The organism is Bacillus mobilis, assembly GCF_001884045.1.
Classification (GTDB): domain Bacteria; phylum Bacillota; class Bacilli; order Bacillales; family Bacillaceae_G; genus Bacillus_A; species Bacillus_A mobilis.
This window is the reverse complement of the sequence record NZ_MACF01000046.1, coordinates 421,816-443,086: the sequence shown is the minus strand read 5'-3', so window position 1 is coordinate 443,086 and position 21,271 is coordinate 421,816. Positions and strand designations below refer to the sequence as shown.

Annotated in this window: 19 protein-coding genes; 3 read left to right on the top strand and 16 right to left on the bottom strand. The window is 36.4% G+C overall.

Annotation, left to right across the window (positions count from 1 at the left end):
• Nucleotides 1–24: 24 nt before the first annotated feature.
• The 13 genes from prkC to BAQ44_RS07410 all read right to left on the bottom strand — a co-directional run bounded on the left by prkC (nucleotide 25) and on the right by BAQ44_RS07410 (nucleotide 15,294).
• On the bottom strand, nucleotides 25–1,998 hold the full coding sequence (gene prkC, locus BAQ44_RS07470; protein ID WP_071721381.1) for a serine/threonine protein kinase PrkC: 1,974 nt from the start codon (nucleotides 1,996–1,998) through the stop codon (nucleotides 25–27).
• Between the two features lie 8 nt (nucleotides 1,999–2,006).
• On the bottom strand, nucleotides 2,007–2,759 hold the full coding sequence (locus BAQ44_RS07465; RefSeq protein ID WP_000648694.1) for a Stp1/IreP family PP2C-type Ser/Thr phosphatase: 753 nt from the start codon (nucleotides 2,757–2,759) through the stop codon (nucleotides 2,007–2,009).
• 4 nt (nucleotides 2,760–2,763) lie between these two features.
• Nucleotides 2,764–3,852: a dual-specificity RNA methyltransferase RlmN gene (gene rlmN, locus BAQ44_RS07460; RefSeq protein ID WP_000450538.1), complete on the bottom strand. Its 1,089-nt coding sequence runs from the start codon at nucleotides 3,850–3,852 to the stop codon at nucleotides 2,764–2,766.
• Nucleotides 3,853–3,856: 4 nt separating this feature from the next.
• Complete coding sequence (gene rsmB, locus BAQ44_RS07455; protein ID WP_071721380.1) at nucleotides 3,857–5,191, bottom strand: 16S rRNA (cytosine(967)-C(5))-methyltransferase RsmB; 1,335 nt, start codon at nucleotides 5,189–5,191, stop codon at nucleotides 3,857–3,859.
• Complete coding sequence (gene fmt, locus BAQ44_RS07450; protein WP_000598793.1) at nucleotides 5,188–6,132, bottom strand: methionyl-tRNA formyltransferase; 945 nt, start codon at nucleotides 6,130–6,132, stop codon at nucleotides 5,188–5,190. Before fmt ends, rsmB begins: the two co-directional genes overlap by 4 nt.
• A 23-nt stretch (nucleotides 6,133–6,155) precedes the next feature.
• Nucleotides 6,156–6,626, bottom strand: a complete 471-nt coding sequence (gene def / locus BAQ44_RS07445) for a peptide deformylase (RefSeq protein WP_061678221.1) — start codon at nucleotides 6,624–6,626, stop codon at nucleotides 6,156–6,158.
• A gap of 11 nt (nucleotides 6,627–6,637) precedes the next feature.
• Nucleotides 6,638–9,043, bottom strand: a complete 2,406-nt coding sequence (gene priA / locus BAQ44_RS07440; RefSeq protein ID WP_061678222.1) for a primosomal protein N' — start codon at nucleotides 9,041–9,043, stop codon at nucleotides 6,638–6,640.
• On the bottom strand, nucleotides 9,040–10,245 hold the full coding sequence (gene coaBC, locus BAQ44_RS07435) for a bifunctional phosphopantothenoylcysteine decarboxylase/phosphopantothenate--cysteine ligase CoaBC (RefSeq protein ID WP_071721379.1): 1,206 nt from the start codon (nucleotides 10,243–10,245) through the stop codon (nucleotides 9,040–9,042). Before coaBC ends, priA begins: the two co-directional genes overlap by 4 nt.
• A 172-nt stretch (nucleotides 10,246–10,417) precedes the next feature.
• Nucleotides 10,418–10,630 (bottom strand): DNA-directed RNA polymerase subunit omega, encoded by a 213-nt coding sequence (gene rpoZ, locus BAQ44_RS07430; RefSeq protein ID WP_000933965.1) that lies wholly within the window; start codon nucleotides 10,628–10,630, stop codon nucleotides 10,418–10,420.
• A gap of 2 nt (nucleotides 10,631–10,632) precedes the next feature.
• On the bottom strand, nucleotides 10,633–11,250 hold the full coding sequence (gmk, locus tag BAQ44_RS07425; RefSeq protein WP_001257740.1) for a guanylate kinase: 618 nt from the start codon (nucleotides 11,248–11,250) through the stop codon (nucleotides 10,633–10,635).
• Between the two features lie 13 nt (nucleotides 11,251–11,263).
• Nucleotides 11,264–11,527, bottom strand: a complete 264-nt coding sequence (gene remA, locus BAQ44_RS07420) for an extracellular matrix/biofilm regulator RemA (protein ID WP_001251456.1) — start codon at nucleotides 11,525–11,527, stop codon at nucleotides 11,264–11,266.
• Nucleotides 11,528–11,594: 67 nt separating this feature from the next.
• Nucleotides 11,595–12,470: a YicC/YloC family endoribonuclease gene (locus BAQ44_RS07415; protein ID WP_061678224.1), complete on the bottom strand. Its 876-nt coding sequence runs from the start codon at nucleotides 12,468–12,470 to the stop codon at nucleotides 11,595–11,597.
• 100 nt (nucleotides 12,471–12,570) lie between these two features.
• Entirely contained in the window at nucleotides 12,571–15,294 is a 2,724-nt protein-coding gene (locus BAQ44_RS07410) for a calcium-translocating P-type ATPase, SERCA-type (RefSeq protein WP_071721377.1), read from the bottom strand.
• 105 nt (nucleotides 15,295–15,399) lie between these two features.
• On the opposite strand from BAQ44_RS07410, the gene BAQ44_RS07405 reads away from it, so the two are divergent.
• Nucleotides 15,400–17,109, top strand: coding sequence for an Rqc2 family fibronectin-binding protein (locus tag BAQ44_RS07405; RefSeq protein ID WP_063260433.1), 1,710 nt, complete (start codon nucleotides 15,400–15,402; stop codon nucleotides 17,107–17,109).
• 52 nt (nucleotides 17,110–17,161) lie between these two features.
• On the opposite strand, the gene BAQ44_RS07400 is transcribed toward BAQ44_RS07405, so the two are convergent.
• Nucleotides 17,162–18,325, bottom strand: coding sequence for a lysozyme inhibitor LprI family protein (locus BAQ44_RS07400; RefSeq protein ID WP_071721375.1), 1,164 nt, complete (start codon nucleotides 18,323–18,325; stop codon nucleotides 17,162–17,164).
• 435 nt (nucleotides 18,326–18,760) lie between these two features.
• Here BAQ44_RS07400 and BAQ44_RS07395 point away from each other — a divergent pair, with 435 nt between their 5' ends.
• Both BAQ44_RS07395 and BAQ44_RS07390 read left to right on the top strand, forming a co-directional pair.
• Complete coding sequence (locus tag BAQ44_RS07395) at nucleotides 18,761–19,831, top strand: M24 family metallopeptidase (RefSeq protein ID WP_071721372.1); 1,071 nt, start codon at nucleotides 18,761–18,763, stop codon at nucleotides 19,829–19,831.
• Between the two features lie 82 nt (nucleotides 19,832–19,913).
• Nucleotides 19,914–20,438, top strand: a complete 525-nt coding sequence (locus BAQ44_RS07390; RefSeq protein WP_071721370.1) for a DinB family protein — start codon at nucleotides 19,914–19,916, stop codon at nucleotides 20,436–20,438.
• A 32-nt stretch (nucleotides 20,439–20,470) separates the two neighbouring features.
• On the opposite strand, the gene BAQ44_RS07385 is transcribed toward BAQ44_RS07390, so the two are convergent.
• Nucleotides 20,471–20,839: a YoqO family protein gene (locus tag BAQ44_RS07385; protein WP_071721368.1), complete on the bottom strand. Its 369-nt coding sequence runs from the start codon at nucleotides 20,837–20,839 to the stop codon at nucleotides 20,471–20,473.
• Between the two features lie 15 nt (nucleotides 20,840–20,854).
• Nucleotides 20,855–21,220: a YoqO family protein gene (locus BAQ44_RS07380; RefSeq protein WP_063260438.1), complete on the bottom strand. Its 366-nt coding sequence runs from the start codon at nucleotides 21,218–21,220 to the stop codon at nucleotides 20,855–20,857.
• Between the last annotated feature and the right edge of the window lie 51 nt (nucleotides 21,221–21,271).

Here is a 21,271-nt window from a genome sequence, read left to right as displayed (position 1 = left end):
CTAGAAAGGAAATGGAAGTCATTATTATTGAGTTGGGTATGGTACTTCTTTGTCGATAATCGTTACACCATCTCGTACAATTTTATAGTGTCCTTTTGTACCTTCTTGAATTACAAATTCTAAAGAAATAGTTGCCGACTCTGAAATTGTTCTAGTTTCAATTGGTCTATCCATTTTTTGTTGCATATCTTCTTTATAAATTTCTATTGTTTGCGGTTTTTTCTCACCTATTATAGAAGACTCATACGGAATAGAAATATTATCCACTTTCACTGTTTTCGTTACTTTCGGCTTAGGACCCTCTGAGATGACAATCGTCACTTTATCTCCTTCTTTTAACGGTGTTCCTGGTTTTGGAGATTGCGAAATTACAAGTCCTTTATCAACAGTATCGGAATACTCTCGTTTTATATCTGGAGTTAGTTTTCTCTCATTCAAATAACCATTTACGCTATTTTCAGTCCATCCTGAAAAATCACCTGGCCTAATTTGATAAGGACCTTTACTTACCCAAATCTTCAGTTCTTGTTCCGTCTCTACTACCATTTGATCCGGCGTCGGAATTTGCTCTACGATTTCACCTTTTGGCCTATCATTTTCAATATAATTTATTGTTACTTGCTTATATTTTTCTTCTAATTCAGCCCTTATACTCTCAAAATCTTTTCCTGTGAGATCACTCATCTTACTTTTCTTTTTTCCGCCTGATTGATAGATAGTAATTTTAGAGTTTTCTTTCACGACTCTTCCTGCCACAGGGTCTGTTTTTATCACATCACCGGCTTCAACATCATCTGTATATACAATATTGGGTTCCGTAACCTCAAAACCCTTTTCAACTAATTTATTTACTGCTGTCGCATACTTCATACCAGCCACATCAGGTACTTTTACATCTTTTGGAATAAAGAATCCTGGAATAACAGTAAGCGCTAACGTTATTCCAATTGCTAAAAGTAAAAATGTCGTTATTAAAACTTTAATCCATTTATTACTTCTTTTTTTCTTCTTATTTAATTCCGTTTCTTCTTTTCTTTTCTGTTCGTCCACTTTATTTCCTTTTAAAACAATTGTTTCATCAGTTACATTTTCGAATAATTGTTCTTGTTGAATAATAGGAATCGCTTTTGTCGCTTCCATATCTTCCGGTATGTAAAATGGCTGCTCATTTATCCTCTCTGGATATAGCGCAGTTTCAATATCTCGTTTCATCGCATTGGCAGATTGATATCGGTGAAACGGATCTTTCGCAGTTGCCTTTAATATAATATTTTCGACACTTTGCGGAATATTTTCATTCCATCTCTTTGGAGACGGAATTTCACTTTGTAAATGTTTTAAAGCTATAGCAACAGCAGATTCGCCAGAAAACGGTTGTCTTCCTGTTAACAACTCAAACATAACGATTCCTAGAGAATAAATATCTGATTGTTTATTTGCTATCCCACCGCGTGCTTGTTCTGGTGATAAATAATGCACCGAACCAAGTACCGAATTTGTATGTGTAATTGTTGTTGCACTTGTAGCTGTCGCAATTCCAAAATCTGTTACTTTTATTACTCCATCAGCTCGAATTAAAATATTGTGTGGTTTAATATCACGGTGCACAATTTCAAAATGATGGGCGTGTGCCATGGCGGATGTTAACTGCTCCATAATATCAAGAGCTTCTCCTATAGGTAACATCCCTCTCTCAATTATGTATTGCTTCAATGTTTGTCCTGGTACATACTCCATTACAAGATAATATATACCATCTTCTTCTCCGACATCATACATATTCACAATATTTGGATGCGACAACGTTGTAACAGACTGCGCTTCTCGATGGAAACGTTTAATAAACTCTTCGTTATTTGAATAGTCGAGTCTTAATATTTTTACCGCTACATCTCGGCCAAGTATATCATCATGAGCTAAATACACATTGGCCATTCCACCGCCACCAATCATTTTCAGTAGCTTATAACGGTCATTTAAGCGTTTTCCAATCAGCACGTTGCACTTCACCTACTTTCGTTTGTCGAACCCGCATAATCAATAAGAACAAGGGTGATATTATCTTCCCCGCCACGATCATTCGCCAATTGAATGAGACGTTGTCCCTTAGTTTCAAGCTGTTCATTTAACTGTAAAATTTGTTGCATATCAGCAATAGAAACTTTGTTAGATAATCCATCAGAGCAAAGAAGTAACTGATCATCTTCCTCAAGTACCAATGTTTTCACATCTAATCCGACTTTTTCTTCTGTTCCTAATGCCCTTAACAAAACATTCTTCTTCGGGTGATATTCTGCGTCTTCTTTTGAAATTTCACCATGTCTCACAAGTTCATTTACAAGGGAATGATCTTCCGTTACAAGCGAGATTTCCCCCTCTGATACCATATAACAACGACTATCTCCTATATGACCTATTGTCACAAAGTTTGGCGTACAAATCGCTATTATAAGTGTTGTTCCCATACCATTACATTCTACATGTTGTTTAGAGTACTCATATATACGCTCATTAATAATCCCAACACTCGTATGTAACCACTCTTCTACTTTTTTTGGTTCATTCATATTATGCGTTTGCTTCCAATAATCATGGAATAATTGAATGGTCATCGAGCTAGCCACATCACCAGCTCGATGACCTCCCATTCCATCTGCTACTACCGCTAAAATATTTCCATCTAAATTGTGAAAAACTCCTGCACTATCTTCATTATGTTGACGAACTTTTCCTTTATCCGATAGAAACACGGCTTTCATCTCGTCACCTCGTCTCTTCTTTACGCTCCTTCGCACGTAACTGACCGCAGGCTGCATCAATATCATGACCTTGTTCACGGCGAATTGTTACATTCACTCCACGATCTTTTAACGTTTTTTCAAATAAGAAAATTTGTTCACGTGGCGTACGTACATAATCACGTTCAGGTACGTAGTTTACCGGAATTAAGTTTACATGACATTTTACACCTTTTAAAAGCGCAGCAAGTTCTTCAGCTTGCTCAACTTGGTCATTTTCTCCTCCAAATAAGCCATATTCAAACGTAATACGACGCCCTGTTTTATTTACATAGTATTTAACAGCTTCCATTAAGTCTGGTAGCTTATAAGCACGGTTAATCGGCATTAATTTTGAACGTAACTCTGTATTTGCAGAATGCAATGAAATCGCAAAATTAATTTGCATATCTTCTTCAGCGAACTTATAAATTTTTGGAACAATTCCACTTGTTGAAACTGTCATATGTCTTGCGCCAATATGAATTCCTTTTTCATGGTTTATAATGCGTAAGAATGACATTAAGTTGTCGTAATTATCAAACGGCTCTCCAATCCCCATAACAACAAGTGAACTTACACGTTCTTCTGTTTCATCAAGTGCACGTTGCACTTCTACTACTTGCGCTACAATCTCTCCAGCCTCTAAGTTTCGTTTTAACCCACCAAGTGTAGATGCACAGAACGTACAACCAATACGGCATCCGACCTGTGTTGTTACACAAATAGAATTTCCATATTCATGTCGCATTAACACTGTTTCAATAGAATACCCATCATATAATTGGAATAAGAATTTAATTGTTCCATCAGAAGACGTTTGTTTTACCAATGTATTTAAAGTAGTAATATCAAAGGAATTCGACAATTTGTCGCGTAATCCTTTAGAAAGATTCGACATGTCGTCATAATTTTTTACACGTTTTTTATATAGCCAATCAAAGATTTGTCCTGCACGGAACTTTGGTTCTCCTTGTTCCTTTAACCAATCTTGCATTTCATGAAGTTGTAAAGAATAAATTGATGGTTTCTTCGTTTCTAGATTTTTCTTTTGTTTTCTCACAGTCGTTTCCACGATGCTACACCTTCTTCCTTAAACAAGCAATATAAAAGCCATCTGTTGCAAAATAATGCGGTAAAATTCGTACTTGACCTTCATCAATATACGGATTTAACTTTTCTGGCATGCGATCTTTTATCGTAGTATCCCATTCAAATTCAGGATGCTCTTGTAAAAATTGCTTAATTACTTGTTCATTTTCTATTTTTTCTATTGTGCACGTACTATAAACAAGGCGACCACCTTGTTTTAACAATGGTGCTATTTTTTCTAGTATTGCAAGTTGAATCGTCGATAATCTTTCACTATCGCCTTTATTTTTACCTAACTTAATATCAGGTTTACGTCTAATCACACCAAATCCAGAACATGGTGCATCTACTAATATTTTATCAAATGTTTCATTTGCAAAGTGTTCTTGCACTTTTCTAGCATCTAGTGCTTTTGTTTCGACATTTTCTAGACCAAGTCGCTCTGCTTGTTGTTTAATTAAACGTACTTTGTGTGCATGTAAATCAAGAGACATAACTTGACCTGTTCCTTTTAATCGCTCTGCAATGTGCGTTGTTTTTCCGCCCGGAGCAGCACAACTATCAAGAACTACATCTCCCTCATTTGGTTCTAAAGCGCGCGCTACAAGCATAGAACTTTCATCTTGAATAGAAAGAAAACCTTTTTTGAACGCATCTGTATGCGCTACATTCCCTCTTTCAATTTGAATTGCATCCTCTGATAAATCGCCGCGCTTCGCTTCAATACCTTCACTAGCCAACAACTCAATCGCTTCTTCTACTGTTATTTTATCAACATTTACACGCGCTGTTGGTACTGGGGGTAACATGTTCACTTCACACATTTTCTCTGCTGTCTCTAAACCATATTCAGATGCCCAGTCTTGAACAAGCCACATTGGATGACTTGTTGCAATTGCCAAACGTTCTACTGGATCCTTGATTTCATCTACAGAAGGTACTCCTTCTCTCTGAATCGAACGTAATACCCCGTTTACCATACCAGCAATCCCTTTATGCCCGCGACGCTTTGCAATTTCAACTGCTTCATGAATAGCCGCTCTTTCGGGCACTCGATCTAAATAAATCATTTGGTATAAAGATAAGCGAAGTAATACTCTTACCCACGCCTCAACCTTCTTTTTTAAAAAAGGCTGTAAATAATAATCTAATGTGTCACGACGTTGAATCGTTCCATATACAATTTCAGTTAACAAACCAATATCTTTTCTATCAATTGCATTTTTTTCAATTAGATTGTTTAAAAGTAAGTTACTGTATGCACCACTTTTTTCTACTTGAATTAAGCCATCAAGAGCTAACTCACGAACATTTTTACTCATGCATTTTCTCCTAACTTCGTTCCAATTTCAGGTTTTGTGCCGCGTAAAAATTGCGAACAACTCATACGTTTTTTACCAGAAGGTTGCAATTCAGTGATTTTAACACCTGTCTCATTCCCTGTTGCAACAACAAATCCATCTTCTTCAAGAGCTACTATTGTACCTGGTTCAGCTTTCTCTGTAATAGAGACCTTCTCTCCCCACCATACTTTAATAACTTGTCCTGCCAAAGTCGTATAAGCAACTGGCCATGGATTCAATCCGCGAATGTGATTGTATACTTCTTCACCTGTTTTTGTCCAATCAATTTTCTCTTGCTCACGTTTTATATTATATGCAAACGTTACTTCTTCTTCGTTTTGTTTAATTGGTTCTAACTTACCTTGGATTAATAAAGGTACTGTTTTAGATAGAAGGTGTGCCCCTGCTTCACTTAACTTATCGAATAAAGAACCTGTCGTTTCACGCTCTTCAATCTCCACTTCTACTTGCGTTAAGATATCACCAGCATCCAATTTCTCTACCATATACATAATTGTAATACCCGTTTTTTCTTTACCTTCCATAATTGCATAATGGATTGGTGCACCACCACGAAGTTCAGGTAGTAAAGACGCGTGGACGTTAATACATCCATACTTCGGTGCTTCTAAAATTTCATTTGGTACAATTTGACCGAAAGCAGCTGTTACAATTAAATCTGGCTCTAATGCCAAGACTTGTTCATATTCGTCTTTTTCACGAATTCTTAACGGTTGTAACACCGGAATACCATGTTTTTCTGCTTCAACTTTAACAGGTGTAGGTGTTAATACTTTTTTTCTACCTACCGGACGATCAGGCTGTGTCACAACACCTATTACATCATAGCCATCTTCGATAAGACGACGAAGCACCGGCACTGAAAAGTCCGGTGTTCCCATAAATACTACTTTTATCATTAAAAAACCGCTCCTTTTAATACCTATTCTAATTCGTTTTCTTCATAATATCTTGTCACTTTCGATGTAAATAACACACCGTGTAAATGATCGATTTCATGTTGAATGGCACGTGCTAAAAATCCTTCTGCTTCTAGTAAAAATACTTTACCTCGGCGATTTTGCGCACGTACTTTAATATAATCCGCACGTTCCACTTCACCATAAAGTCCCGGGAAGCTTAGACAACCTTCGGGACCTACTTGTTCACCACGTTTTTCTAGTATCGATGGATTGATTAACTCGATTTTCCCCGTATCATCATCGATATCAACTACCGCTACTTGCAAGCTTACACCTACTTGAGGCGCGGCTAAACCGACTCCGTCCGCAATTAACATTGTTTCATGCATATCTTTCAACAATTTCACTAACTTTTTATCAAAGTTAATTACTCTTTCGCATGGTGTTTCTAACACTTCATTTGGATGCTTTACTATTTCTAAAACTGCCATATTTCCCTCCGCTACATTAACATTGTTGGATTAAAATCAATTGAGATTTGTAGCTCTTTTTGCATTTCTGCTTGATAATGTTCATTTACCATTTTGAGCACGTTCTTTAAGTTTGGTTCCCGTTTGTATTTTATCATGCATTGATAACGATATCTATCTTTTATCCTTGGAATTGCTGAAGCAACCGGTCCTAACACCATCGTTTGCTGCGTGCAGTGCGCCCGTAAATGACCGACAATTTTTTCCGTCACTTGCACTGCCTTTAATAATTCTGGATGAGATACTGTTACAAGTACAACATAGTAATAAGGTGGATATTGTCTTGTTCGTCTCATTTGCATTTCTTGATCAAAAAACACATCATAATGTTGGTTCTTTGCTAATTCTATACTGTAATGTTCTGGCGTATACGTTTGAATTATAACTTCCCCTGGCAATTCATGTCTGCCTGCCCGTCCACTTACTTGCGTCAATAACTGATACGTCTTTTCACTCGCTCGAAAATCAGGTAAGTGAAGCATCGTATCTGCAGTTAAAACCCCGACAAGCGTTACTTTAGGAAAATCTAATCCTTTCGCAATCATTTGTGTTCCAAGTAGTATATCTGCTTTTTCTTCCCCGAACGCCTTTAATAATTTTTCATGCATTCCTTTGCGACTTGTCGTATCTACATCCATTCGAATGACTCGTGCCTCTGGAAATAGTTTTGTAATTTCTTCTTCTACCTTTTGTGTACCTGTACCAAAGAAACGAATATATGTACTTTGACAAGCAGGACACTCAGTCGGCATATTCTCTTCGTGACTGCAATAATGACATTTTAAACGATGGTTCATTTTATGATATGTCAGCGAGATATCACAATGCGGACATTGTACAACATACCCGCAATCACGGCACATAACAAATGTAGAATGACCTCTTCTATTTAAAAAGAGCACCATCTGTTCTTTCTTTTCTAATCGATCTGCTATTTTTTCATGCAATGCCTTCGAAAACATTGAACGATTCCCGTCACGAAGTTCCTCACGCATATCAACAATCTCTACTGTTGGTAAAGCTTGTTCGTTCATACGTTTTTCCATCGTTAGTAATTCATACACACCTTTTTTCGCCCTTGCAAACGATTCAAGTGTCGGTGTTGCACTACCAAGAACAATAGGACATTTATGATATTGTCCCCTCCACACAGCTACATCCCTTGCATGATACCTCGGATTATCTTCTTGCTTATAGCTCGATTCGTGCTCCTCATCAATAATAATAATCCCTAAATTTTCAAAAGGTGCAAATACGGCTGAACGTGCACCAACTACAACTTTCACTTCTTTTCTTAAAATCTTACGCCATTCATCATATTTTTCTCCAACAGACAGCGCACTATGAAGAACCGCAACTTGCGAGCCAAATCTGCCTTTAAAACGATCTACCATTTGAGGCGTTAGTGCAATTTCAGGAACAAGCACAATAGCTTCTTTCCCTTTCGCGAGTACCGCTGCTATAGATTGTAAATACACTTCTGTTTTTCCGCTTCCTGTAACACCATATAGTAAAAATGGATTGTAAGTTTCATTTGTAATTGATGATAAAATCGGTGTAATAACTTGCTTTTGTTCCTCCGTAAGTGGGAATGGTTTCGTTTGTTCAAAATCATCATCGTCATACGGATTCCGATATACTTCCACATACTTTTCTGAGATTATCCCTTTTTTAACAAGTGCTTTAATCGGAGCATCTGTTATTTGCAACTCTTCTGTTATCACTTTCAACGGCACACTTTTATAATTTTCCACAAAATAATAGAGTACATCTTGTTGTTTTTTACTTTTCAGTTCAAATGCTGCTAATTCCAATTTATCTTCTGGCAACTCCGGTTGGACGACTCTTTGTTTCTTCTTTTGCACTTTATCTTTTACTTGATAAACAACTTCAATCGTGCCATTTTTAATTTCTTGTTGAATCGTGCGGTATAGATGTGGCTGCGTCTCAATAACTTCCCAATCTATCGCTTCTTTGTCCTGAAATAAAAACAGTAGTTCAGGTGCTACTTCTTCTTGTTTACGAAGTTGTAGACGCTTTTTATACGTCGCTTTTATCGCCGTTGGAAGCATGACTTGAAAGGCTGAAATCATATAACATAACGTTTCGCTTGTAAGCCAATATCCAAGCTTTAATAATTCCTCGTTTAAAACTGGTGTTACATCTAATATTTCATGGATTGTCTTTAATTTCTTACTTTCTACTTCAGCCGAATCTTTGATCCCAATAATAAAGCCTTGCAATTTCCTTGGGCCAAATGGAACTACTACACGCATGCCTGTCTGGACAATATCTTCCCACTTTTTAGGGATAATATAATCAAATGGTCGATCTGTCTGACGTGCAGGTACATCAACAATTACACTTGCAAATTTCATAGACGATCATCTTCTAACATCATTTCAATTTGCTTTAATATTTCACGAGCAACCTCTTTCTTCGTTAAAAGTGGCAACTCTATAACTTCTCCATCTTTTCTATACATTGTTACAATGTTCGTATCTGTACCAAATCCAGCTCCTTGCGCCTTTACATCGTTCGCAACAATCATATTCGCATTTTTCTCACGTAATTTTTTTGTTGCGTATTCTTCTACGTTTGTCGTTTCAGCCGCAAAACCGATCAGTAACTGTTTGTCCTTCATCTCACCTAACGTTTTTAAAATATCTACTGTTCTCTCGAGTTCGATTACAGCATCACCATTTTTCTTTTTCATTTTATTATCATGAACATATTTCGGGCGATAATCTGCAACTGCTGCTGTTTTAATGACAACATCTACGTTTTGATACTGTTGCAGAACTACTTCTAACATATCTTGTGCAGATTCCACTTGTACCGTATTTACATGTAATGGCGGGTTTAATGCTGTCGGTCCCGAAACAAGTATGACATCAGCACCTAAGTTCGCTGCCACTTCCGCTATTGCATATCCCATTTTCCCAGAAGAAAAATTGGTCATAAAACGTACTGGATCAATCTTTTCACGAGTTGGGCCAGCAGTTATTAATATTTTTTTTCCTTGCAATGGTTTTTGTTCTGAAAAAACCTCTTCTAACCGTGCAATAATTGCTTCCGGTTCTTCTAGTCTTCCCTTCGCTACATAACCACACGCTAAAAAGCCTTCTCCAGGCTCAATAAATGTATATCCTAATGTTTTTAACGTCATCATGTTTTTTTGAACAATTTTATTTTCATACATATGCACATTCATAGCTGGTGCAATCCACACTGGGGCTGTAGTAGCTAACAAAGTAGTTGTAATCATATCGTCTGCAATACCGCCAGCTAACTTCCCAATACAATTGGCAGTAGCTGGTGCAACAAGTACTACATCTGCCCAATCCGCTAAATCGATATGTGCAATAACAGCTGAGTCTTTCTCATCGAATGTATCTGTATATACGTCATGGCGAGAAAGTGCTTGAAATGTAAGAGGCGTAACAAACTTCATTGCCGACTCACTCATCATTACTTTTACAATAGCACCAGCTTGTGTCAATTTACTAGTTAACGCAGCCGCTTTAAAGACCGCAATGCCTCCTGTTACACATAGAAGTATCTTTTTCCCTTTTAGCATATGGCTCGTCCTCTTTCTTTTTCAAACTTATAATACTGAATCAGAATTCCCAGCTCGTCAGTACCAATATTTCTTCCCTATCGTAAAAAAATAACAACCTACTTGTAAATAGGTTGTTACCGTTACATAGAAAATTATAAAGTCTATGTTTTCATTTGTCGAAAAGAATGTCTTAATCGATGATTTTGCCTTCGCTTGGTACATATTTTAATACTTCTGCATCGATTTCTTCTAGTGATTTACCTACACATTTATGAGAAACAGGTTGCTCGATAACACAGTTATCAGCAAGTTGCATTTCACGCGCACGTTTTGCAGCTACTGTTACAAGTGTATATTTAGAATCGATTTTTGTTAATAATGAATCAATTGATGGATTTAACATAATTATAGACCCTCCGTCATTTCTTTATAATATTTTGCTACTCTTTCGCGGCGGCAATGTTCACCAACCACAATTGCTTTAATTCTTTCACAAGCTAGTTCAACTTGATCGTTTTCTACAACATAGTCGTAAGCGTCCATCATTTCGATTTCTTCTTTCGCTACCGTTAAACGATTTTCAATAACATCTTCAGTTTCTGTACCACGACCGACAATACGGTTCTTTAGTTCAGATAAACTTGGAGGTGCTAAGAAAATAAATACACCTTCTGGGAATGCTTTCTTAACTTGAATTGCTCCTTGCACTTCAATTTCTAAGAATACATCTTTTCCTTCTTGTAATGTTTTTTCAACATAGTCAATCGGTGTTCCGTAATAATTACCTACGAACTCAGCCCACTCAAGTAATTTTTCATTACGAATCATTTCCTCAAATTCTTCTCTCTCTTTAAAGAAATAATCCACACCATCTACTTCACCTTCACGTGGCTTACGTGTCGTTACTGAAATGGAGTACTGAAAACGTGTATCCTCATGACTAAACAGCTCTTTTCGAACCGTTCCTTTACCAACCCCAGAAGGTCCTGAAAGAACGATGAGCAATCCTCTTCTACTTCTCATAAATATGTAAAACCTACCCTTCCTCACTTAAATCTTCTTTATTATTCAAACGATGTGCAATCGTCTCTGGCTGAATTGGACTTAATACCACATGCCCATCATCCATAACAATAACCGCCCTTGTTTTTCTCCCATACGTAGCATCAAGCAAAGCATTATGTTCGCGTGCTTCCTGTACTGTTCGTTTAATAGGAGCTGACTCCGGACTTACAATAGCAATAATTCGATGAGCAGATACAATATTTCCGTATCCAATATTTAAAAACCGCATGGCCATAGTTTGCGCCTCCTAGTAAGTCTATCCGATTTCTCCACCACGTATAACTTTATATATTTTTTGAAAGCTACTCAATATTTTGTACTTGTTCACGAATTTTTTCAAGGTTATTTTTCATTTCTACAACATATTTTGAAATTGTTAAGTCATTTGCCTTAGAACCAATCGTATTAATTTCTCTATGCATCTCTTGTACGATGAAATCCATTTTCCTTCCAACAGGCTCTTCAATCTGCAGTGTTTCACGAAATTGCTCTAAATGACTTTGCAAACGAACTAACTCTTCGTGAATATCACAACGCTCTGCAAAGATTGCGACTTCTGTTAACAATCTTTGTTCATCTAGTTCTTGATTATGTAATTCTTTTAAGCGATTTTCTAATCGTTCACGATATTTTTGCGTAACAATCGGTGCATGCGGAATAATTGCATTTACACAATTGTGAATCTCTTGTAAACGATACGCTATATCTTTATGTAATCGTTCTCCTTCGCCATCTCTCATCGTTTTTAACATATGAGCAGCTTGGCGAACAGCCTCATATAAACTGTTCTCAAATTGTTCATTTACATTTTCTACTTCTTCAATAGCTGTTACTTCTGGCATTGCCATTAATTGCTGAAGTGTAATAGAATCTTGTAATTGAAATTTTCCTTTTATATCTTCCATAATCGATTGGTACTGCTCAAGAAGCGACCAATTCACACTTAATTTTCTTTCAACAAGCCCTTCACCCGTTATACTAATAGACACTTCAATGCGCCCACGTCGAACTTGTTCTGCAATTATTTTACGAATTTTGTCTTCAAATACCATCATTTGCTTCGGAAGTCGAATACTCATCTCTAGAAAACGGTGGTTCACCGATTTCATTTCTACTGTAATTTGAAAAGTATCATTTTCCACTCTCGACCTTCCAAATCCTGTCATACTACAAATCATTTTTTATCACATCCAAGCCATGAAATAACTCAATGAAAAAGGTAATAGAGACAAGGCTCTACTACCTTCTGTAAATTATATCACATTTTCATATCATTGACTATTTCAAGTTTAATCCCTTCTTATATAATACTGGCTTTTCCTTCTTCCCCTTTTTCCCTGTTAATAAAGAACCTACTAATAAGAAGGTCGGAATTGATGACAAGCCTCCAATTAACAACCAATCTCTCGCTTGTATTGGCATTGTACTAAAGATCGGTTGTAGCGGTGGGTAATATATAACCACTAACATTAACAGTAAAGAAATGATAACCGCTCCTACTAAATACACGTTCCCAAACGGATTACGGTGGAAGATAGAATGTTCACTTCGGCAATCAAATACATGAATAAGTTGTGCAAGTACCAACGTCGCAAACGCCACAGTTTGTGCATATTTCAGCTCATTTGGATGTTGATTATAAGCAATAATAAACGCCACTAACGTCACTGCTCCAATTAGAAAACCACGGCTTATAATTTTCCATGCAAGCCCTCTAGCAAATACCCCTTCTTTCGGATGACGCGGCGTTCTCTTCATCACGTCCCCTTCCGCCTTATCCAATCCTAATGCCATCGCCGGTAAACCGTCAGTAACTAAGTTCACCCATAAAATTTGAATGGGAACCATCGGCAGCGGTAATGCAAGTAACATTGCAAATAACATGACTAAAATTTCTCCTACGTTCGATGCTAATAAATATCGAATAAACTTACGTATATTCTCGTATATATTTCTACCTTCTTTAATTGCTGATTTAATCGTAGCAAAATTATCATCTAACAAAACAAGAGAAGAAGCTTCTTTCGCAACGTCTGTTCCTGTAATTCCCATCGCTATCCCAATATCCGCTGTTTTTATAGCCGGAGCATCGTTTACTCCATCACCTGTCATCGCTACTATATGCCCTTTATTTTGCAACGCCTTAACAATTTTTAATTTATGTTCGGGTGATACTCGAGCAAATACATACGTATCTTCTACAACACTTTCTAGTTCCTCTACATCCATATTCGCGAGTTCTACTCCTTCAACAACACGTCCACCAGTTGGTAAAACCCCTAATTGTTCCGCAATTGCCATCGCTGTTACTTTATGATCTCCTGTAATCATCACTGTTCGAATACCAGCTTCTCTGCACTCTTTTACAGCCTGTTCTACCTCTGGTCTTGGCGGATCAATCATTCCCTGTATCCCGACCAACATAAAATCTTTTTCAACGTCTCTTTCATGTTCAATAGAATCCGTTACTTTTAACGGCTTAAATGCTACTGCAATTGTTCGAAGCGCTTGACTACCTAAGCTATGAATAGCTGCCTGTACTTCTTTTCTATATAACTCACTTAACGGTTGTTGCTTATCCCCCCATAAAATCGTTTGACTCATTTGCAGGAGGACATCTGGCGCTCCCTTCGTAACAAGAAACTTTTTCCCTTCTCCATCTCGCACAATAACACTCATCATTTTCCGAGTTGAATCGAATGGAAATTCACGAATAATTTCAAATTTCCCTTTCAGTGCCTCACGCGTTATCCCTGCTTTCATTGCTGCAGCTACAAGCGCTCCCTCAGTTGGATCTCCATCTAATACATACGCCTTTTTCTTTTGAATAATATTTGCGTTATTACATAGTGAACCGAATGTAAGTAGTTGATACAGTGCTTTTGTTTTAGCTGGATCGCATTCTTTTTCACCTTTCAAAAAAGAGCCATTAGGTTCATACCCTTGACCCGTCACTTTCCATAACTCTCCACCTGACCACATATGTGTTACCATCATTTTGTTTTGCGTCATTGTTCCTGTTTTATCAGAGCATATAACAGAAGCGCATCCTAACGTTTCTACCGCTGGTAACTTCCTTACAATTGCTCTCTTTTTAATCATACGCTGTACGCCAAGCGATAAAGCTACTGTAACGATTGCTGGTAATCCTTCAGGAATAGCAGCAACAGCTAGCGACACGCCTGCTAAAAACATATGATATACTTCATTCCCTTGATACACACCGGCTAATACGACAAGCGCTGTCAAAATAAGTGCCACAATAATTAATATTTTTCCGAGTTGCTCTAATCTTCTTTGCAGTGGCGTTTCCATCTGCTCTGCATTTTGTAACATATTTGCAATTTGGCCCATCGCTGTATTCATACCAGTTGCTACAACGACCCCTGTTCCAGCTCCTCGTGTAATCATCGTACCCATAAAAGCCATATTTTTTTGATCACCAATTGAAACATCTTGCCCTTGCAGAGCTTCTACCTTCTTCTGCACTGGTACTGACTCTCCTGTCAAAGCTGATTCTTCGATATATAAACTTGATGCCTCAACAAGACGTACGTCTGCCCCAATACGATCACCACTAGAAAATTTAATAACATCCCCTAAAACGAGTGCTTTAGATGGTGCTTTTACCCACTTTCCATTCCGCATTACAGTAACTTGCGGGGCGGCTAGCTCTTTTAAAGCTTCCAGTGACTTTTCAGCCTTTCTTTCTTGAAAAAAGCCTAGAATACCATTGATAATAACAATCGCAACAATCGCAATAGAATCAATGTATTCACCTAAAAAAGCTGAAACGATTGTTGCACCAAATAAAACAAGTACCATAAAATCTTTAAACTGCGCCAAAAATACCATCAGTGCAGAAGGCCTTCTGGCTTCATCTAATTCATTTGTACCAAATTTTTTTATTCGCCCTTCTGCTTCCTTCTCTGTAAGTCCAACCTTCACATTCGTATTCGTTCTTTCTTCCACTTCGTGTGCACGCATTTCATACCAGTTCATCCCGCTATCGACCTCCTGATTCCAGACATACTCTATTCAAAGCTTATTCAGCCTCGTCCAAAAAAATGCTATAATTAACTTTTAGTTAGAAAGGAGTGTTCATTTATGGCATTCGATGGATTATTTACAAGAGCAATTACACATGAAATTGCAAATTCTCTTTACACAGGAAGAATTTCCAAGATATACCAACCTTCAAAATACGAGATTTTATTACATATTCGAGCAAACGGAAAAAATCAAAAACTGATTCTTTCCGCTCATCCGACATATGCACGTTTACACTTAACAAATCAAAATTACGATTCACCCGCACTTCCGCCAATGTTTTGTATGCTTCTTCGCAAGCATTTAGAAGGTGGATTCATTGAAAAAATTGAACAAATTGATTTAGAGCGCATTATTCAAATTACAGTTCGCAGCAGAAATGAAATTGGTGACGAATCGCTAAAAACATTAGTAATTGAAATAATGGGACGACATAGTAACATCATTTTAATAGACACAAAAACAAACAATATTTTAGATAGCTTAAAACACGTTTCTCTAGCAGTAAACCGACATCGAACTGTATACGCCGGGGCGGAATATGTTGCACCACCAGCACAACATAAAATTAACCCACTTCAGATTGAAACAAATGATGAATTTATTAGGCCGCTAGACTTTCTATCTGGAAACATGGATAAACAGCTTGTCGGCACCTTTACGGGAATATCGCCGTTATTCGCAAAAGAAGTAGTGAAAAAAGCAGGTATGGTAAATGAAAAAGCATTAGCGGACGCATTTTTCTCCATACAAAAACCATTACTAACTCATACATATTCACCAACAATGACTACTTCAAATGGGAAAGAATTCTTTTATCTTTTCCCTCTTGCACACTTGCAAGGAGAAGACAAGACCTTCTCATCTGTTAGTGAATTGCTAGACCGTTTCTTTTTCGGAAAAGCAGAGCGCGATCGTGTAAAACAACAAGCTTATGATTTAGAGCGCTTTATGCAAAACGAAAAAAATAAAAATGAGAAAAAACTCATTAAACTAGAAAAAACATTACAAGATGCCGGAAAAGCAGATAAATATCAACTATTTGGAGAACTACTTACAGCCAATATGTACGCTTTGAAAAAAGGTGATAAAGATATTGAAGTCGTTAACTATTACGACGAAAATGGCGGAACTGTAAAAATTACATTAGATCCTTTAAAAACACCATCTGACAATGCGCAACGCTATTTCCAAAAGTACCAAAAAGCAAAAAATTCAGTTGTTGTTGTAGAAGAACAAATCGAAAAAACAAATGAAGAAATTCTTTATTTTGATAGCTTACTTCAACAAATGGAAGCTGCATCTTCAAAAGATATTGAAGAAATTCGTGAGGAATTAGCTGAAGAAGGTTATATGCGCAATCGTAAAACGAAAAACGCAAAGAAAAAGCCAACCAAACCAGTATTAGATAAATATTTTGCAAGTGATGGTACAGAGATTTTCGTTGGTAAAAACAATAAGCAAAATGATTATTTAACAACGAAGTTTGCCCGTCGTGATGAAATTTGGTTACATACGAAAGATATCCCTGGGTCTCATGTTGTCATTCGTTCTCTTGAACCTACCGAAGAAACTGTGTTAGAAGCTGCTAAAATCGCTGCCTATTTCAGTAAAGCAAAAGATTCTAGTTCTGTTCCTGTAGATTTCACCAAAATACGCCATGTCAAAAAACCGAGTGGTGCAAAACTTGGTTTTGTTACGTACGACAATCAGCAAACCGTATATGTAACGCCGGATGCTGATACTGTAATGAAATTAAAAGCGTAAATATAAAAAAATGCGTTGCTTATAAGCAGCGCATTTTTTGTATTCGTTCACACTAGTTCATGTACCCATTCACTAATTCATAACATCTTTCTTTTGTCATCTTATATTTTTCATCTGCAGCTTCAATGTATTTCATCGTTCCATTATTTTCATCCATAGCAATGGCTTTAACCTTACTTTCCTTTTCTTTAACCCATGCAACTTGTTTCGTTTTCAACGACTGAAACGCATCAGCTGACATCGTATTTTTTAATGTGCTGTAAATTTCATTTAGTTTATTATCCCACAGTTGATAATTTTCTTCTATTTCATTTACTATGTCATTTGTTGATATAGCATTTATATGTTTTTCTTGGTTTTCTAGAGCTGCTAACTCATTTAAAACCTTAGTTTTACTTACAGTTGATGAAGTTTCTTTTTTTGAACTAGTATACGTACTAGAATCATTCCCCTTAACTGTTTCTTGCTCTTGAACAAAATCTTTTTTCGTTACCTTTTCTTGCTCTTCATCATCTACATTGTGAGTAATAACCAAGTTTTTTGCGTCGACAGCAACTACTCCGTTACTTTCTTTAAAAATATATTTTTTATTTACACTATTCTCTTCTCTAACAAAAGAGACATTCTTGAAACCTTGTACTCTAAGAAGTTCTTTAGCTTCTTCTTTAGTTAAATTTAAATCTACTGACGTATTTGATGACCATCTATCCATTAACCATTTTCCATCGATATACACTAAAACAAATTCCCACATCTGCGCTTCATTCCCCATATCATTTGCAAGAGTAAGCGTCTCACTCTTTAAAACATCATTTTTCTGTGAATAAGTTATCCTCACGTCCGGCTCAATATGAATCGGAAATGGTAACATATCAGTTTCCCTTGATCTATTAAATGTATCAAGCAATCCTGGAAGCTCCTTCTCCACAAACTTATCTGAAACTAGCCCCTTAACGCCTTTTTTAGCTGTACCTAAATCTCCAGGATTATTTCGGCTCCATCCATTTTCTTTTTCCATCTCACTAAATGCATTTGCTATTGCATCTACACTCTTTCTTACAATCTTTTTCGCTTCTTTTTCTGTCACTTCTGGCGCTTCATCAAGCTGTTCAATCGTTTCATTTACTTGAACTTTGTTTTCACTTTTTTCACAGCCTGTTACAACTAGCATACTAGCCACCAAGTAAAATGACATTACTTTACTTAATTTCTTCATTACTCACAATCCTTATTCCTTCATATTCGTTACGTTTCCCTATTTTCGAGAGAAATCCAACAATTACCTATTATATCAATAACAGCTATATATTTATATATTTAATTTTATATTAAAACAAAGGACATACTTTCAAAATATATACTAAAAAATCTCTTATCCTTTTCTTCCATATTGTCAAAAAAATTGACAGTGCTATTCCGAATTTGTATAAATTTTTTGACACCTTGTGAAGAAAGTGAATTTGGATCGATATTTTTCTCATTCTCCCACTGATAATTGAAATAATCTGTATTTCACGAGCAGCCCACCACCCACAAATAGCGGGCAAAATTGCCTACCTAAAATATATGCAACTTCTGCTATTTTTTCTCTAAAAATATTTTTTTGGCACGCTATTTGCTTTATTCAATACTGTGAATAGGGGGAATTAACATGACTTTGAAAATTAATAAAATCCAAAATCAACTTCAAAACTATGAAATTGACGGATTACTGATTACAAAAAAAGAAAATCGCCAATATGCAACAGGCTTTACAGGTAGTGCTGGCGTCGTCTTAATCTCTGCGGATAAAGCTGTTTTTATCACTGATTTTCGCTATATAGATCAAGCGAAATCACAAATAAAAGATGCTGAAATTATTATGCATACAGGAAATTTAGAAAAAGAAATTGCAAATCAAGTATCGAAATTAAACATTCAAAAACTCGGAATTGAAGAAAACAACATGACATTGCAACAATATAAAAACTTACAAAAATACGTACATGCGGAATTGGTTCAAGTGTGCGAAATCATCGAAAATATTCGTATCATTAAAGACACGCCTGAAATAGAAACAATGAAAATCGCAGCTAATATTGCTGACGAAGCATTTCACCACATCCTTACGTTTCTAAAACCAGGAATTAGTGAAAATGATGTACGAGATGAATTAGAATTTTTCATGCGAAAAAAAGGGGCTACATCCTCTTCCTTCCAAATCATTGTAGCTTCTGGCGTCCGTTCTTCACTTCCTCATGGAGTTGCATCAAATAAAATAATCGAACGAGGCGACGTCGTTACATTAGATTTCGGTGCACTTTATAATGGATATTGTTCCGATATAACACGTACTGTAGCAATTGGAGAACCGTCAGAAGAATTCAAAAAGATATACAATATTGTACGAGAAGCGTTAAAACGTGGGACGGAAGCAATTAAACCTGGGGAAACTGCGAAAAATATCGATGATATAACGAGAGATTACATTACAGAACATGGATACGGTCAATATTTTGGACACTCTACTGGTCATGGTCTTGGGTTAGAAATTCATGAACCTCTCCGCTTATCCCAAGAAAGTAAAGCTACTTTAGAAGAAGGTATGGTTGTTACAGTGGAACCAGGCATTTATATACCAAACTGGGGCGGTTGTAGAATTGAAGATGATATTGTCATTACAAAAGACGGATATGAAGTTATTACAAAATCAAATCGGGAACTAATTGTTATCCCTTGTTAAAATCATAGCCTATTTAAAGGAGTTTTTCGTTGCACATAGAATTCTTTCTCTGGAGTCATCGTTTAAAGAGGGGGAATTTAAATTGAATTTTGTAATTGATAAAATAGATGGTTTACATCCTGAATTTTCTAAACTTGTTTCCATGATGAATTACGCTCGCTACACAACAATGCAAGCGGTGGAAGGTTTAACAATTGAAGAACTTGATTATTTATATGATGAGGAAGCAAACTCAATTGGCATGCTTTTGTACCATATGGCTGCTATTGAATTTTACTACCAGATTCATACTTTTGAAGACCGTGAACCAACGGAGGCTGAGTTAGTACGGTGGTTACCTGCTATTGAGTTAGGTGATCTTGGACGCGAGAAAATAAAAGGAAACTCGATAGAATTTTACATAAATTCATTACAAGAAGTACGTTCCAAGACGATCGAGACTTTTCAATCGTTACCTGATGAATGGCTATTTCAAACGACAGAATTTTGGTATGACAAACCTGCAAACAACTACTTTAAATGGTTTCACGTTTTTGAAGATGAAATCAATCATCGCGGACAAATTCGTTTAATTAAAAAGATGCAAAAAGCTCATTCAGTAAAATGAGAAAATGCCACCGAATAAGGTGGCATTTTCTTTTATTCATTAGCGAAAAGCTTTTCATTTACTTTTTTGGCCACTACCGCTACCAACATTAAAATGCATATTAAATATATCAATTTCGCAATAAATAACCATCCTTGAAACATTACAATTCCATCTATTATCTCATTCCCTTTCAATAATAAAAATGGAATTGTACTAATTATAATGACAAACTCGATGCTGAAAACAATTTTCTTTTTTCGGCTATATGCTTTCCATTCATTCCAGCGATACATAGGTGCAAAAATCAATACTCCTATACATAATATAACTGGTACCCATTCACTTTTAAGAAATTGCCCTGAAATAACAGATAACAGTAAACAAACGAGCACACCATAATAACCTATTCTCTCTCTCATTCATACTCCCCCATTCTACTTTCCCTTTAATATGTAACTTGCTATGCTTATAACAATTTTTAGAAAAATAACTACTACAATGACAATATAAAGACCTTTTGCAGACGACATCCATTCTTGAAAAATAGACATTTTCTCCATTTGCTTCTGACCTTCTATTAAAACAAACCCTATGACAAACGAACTAACAACAATGATACCTATCATAATTCCAATACTTTTCTTGCTATATTGTTTCATATCATCCCAGTTATATAAAAGTACAAATACAAACCCGAAAACAGGTATGATACTGATCCATTCATTATTTGTAAACAGGTTTAAAATGATTAATAGACTACAAGATATAACGAATCCCCAAAATCCAATTTTTTTGTGCATAAGCCCTCCTCAAATTCCATTTTTAGGATTAATTGTATTGTAACATCCATT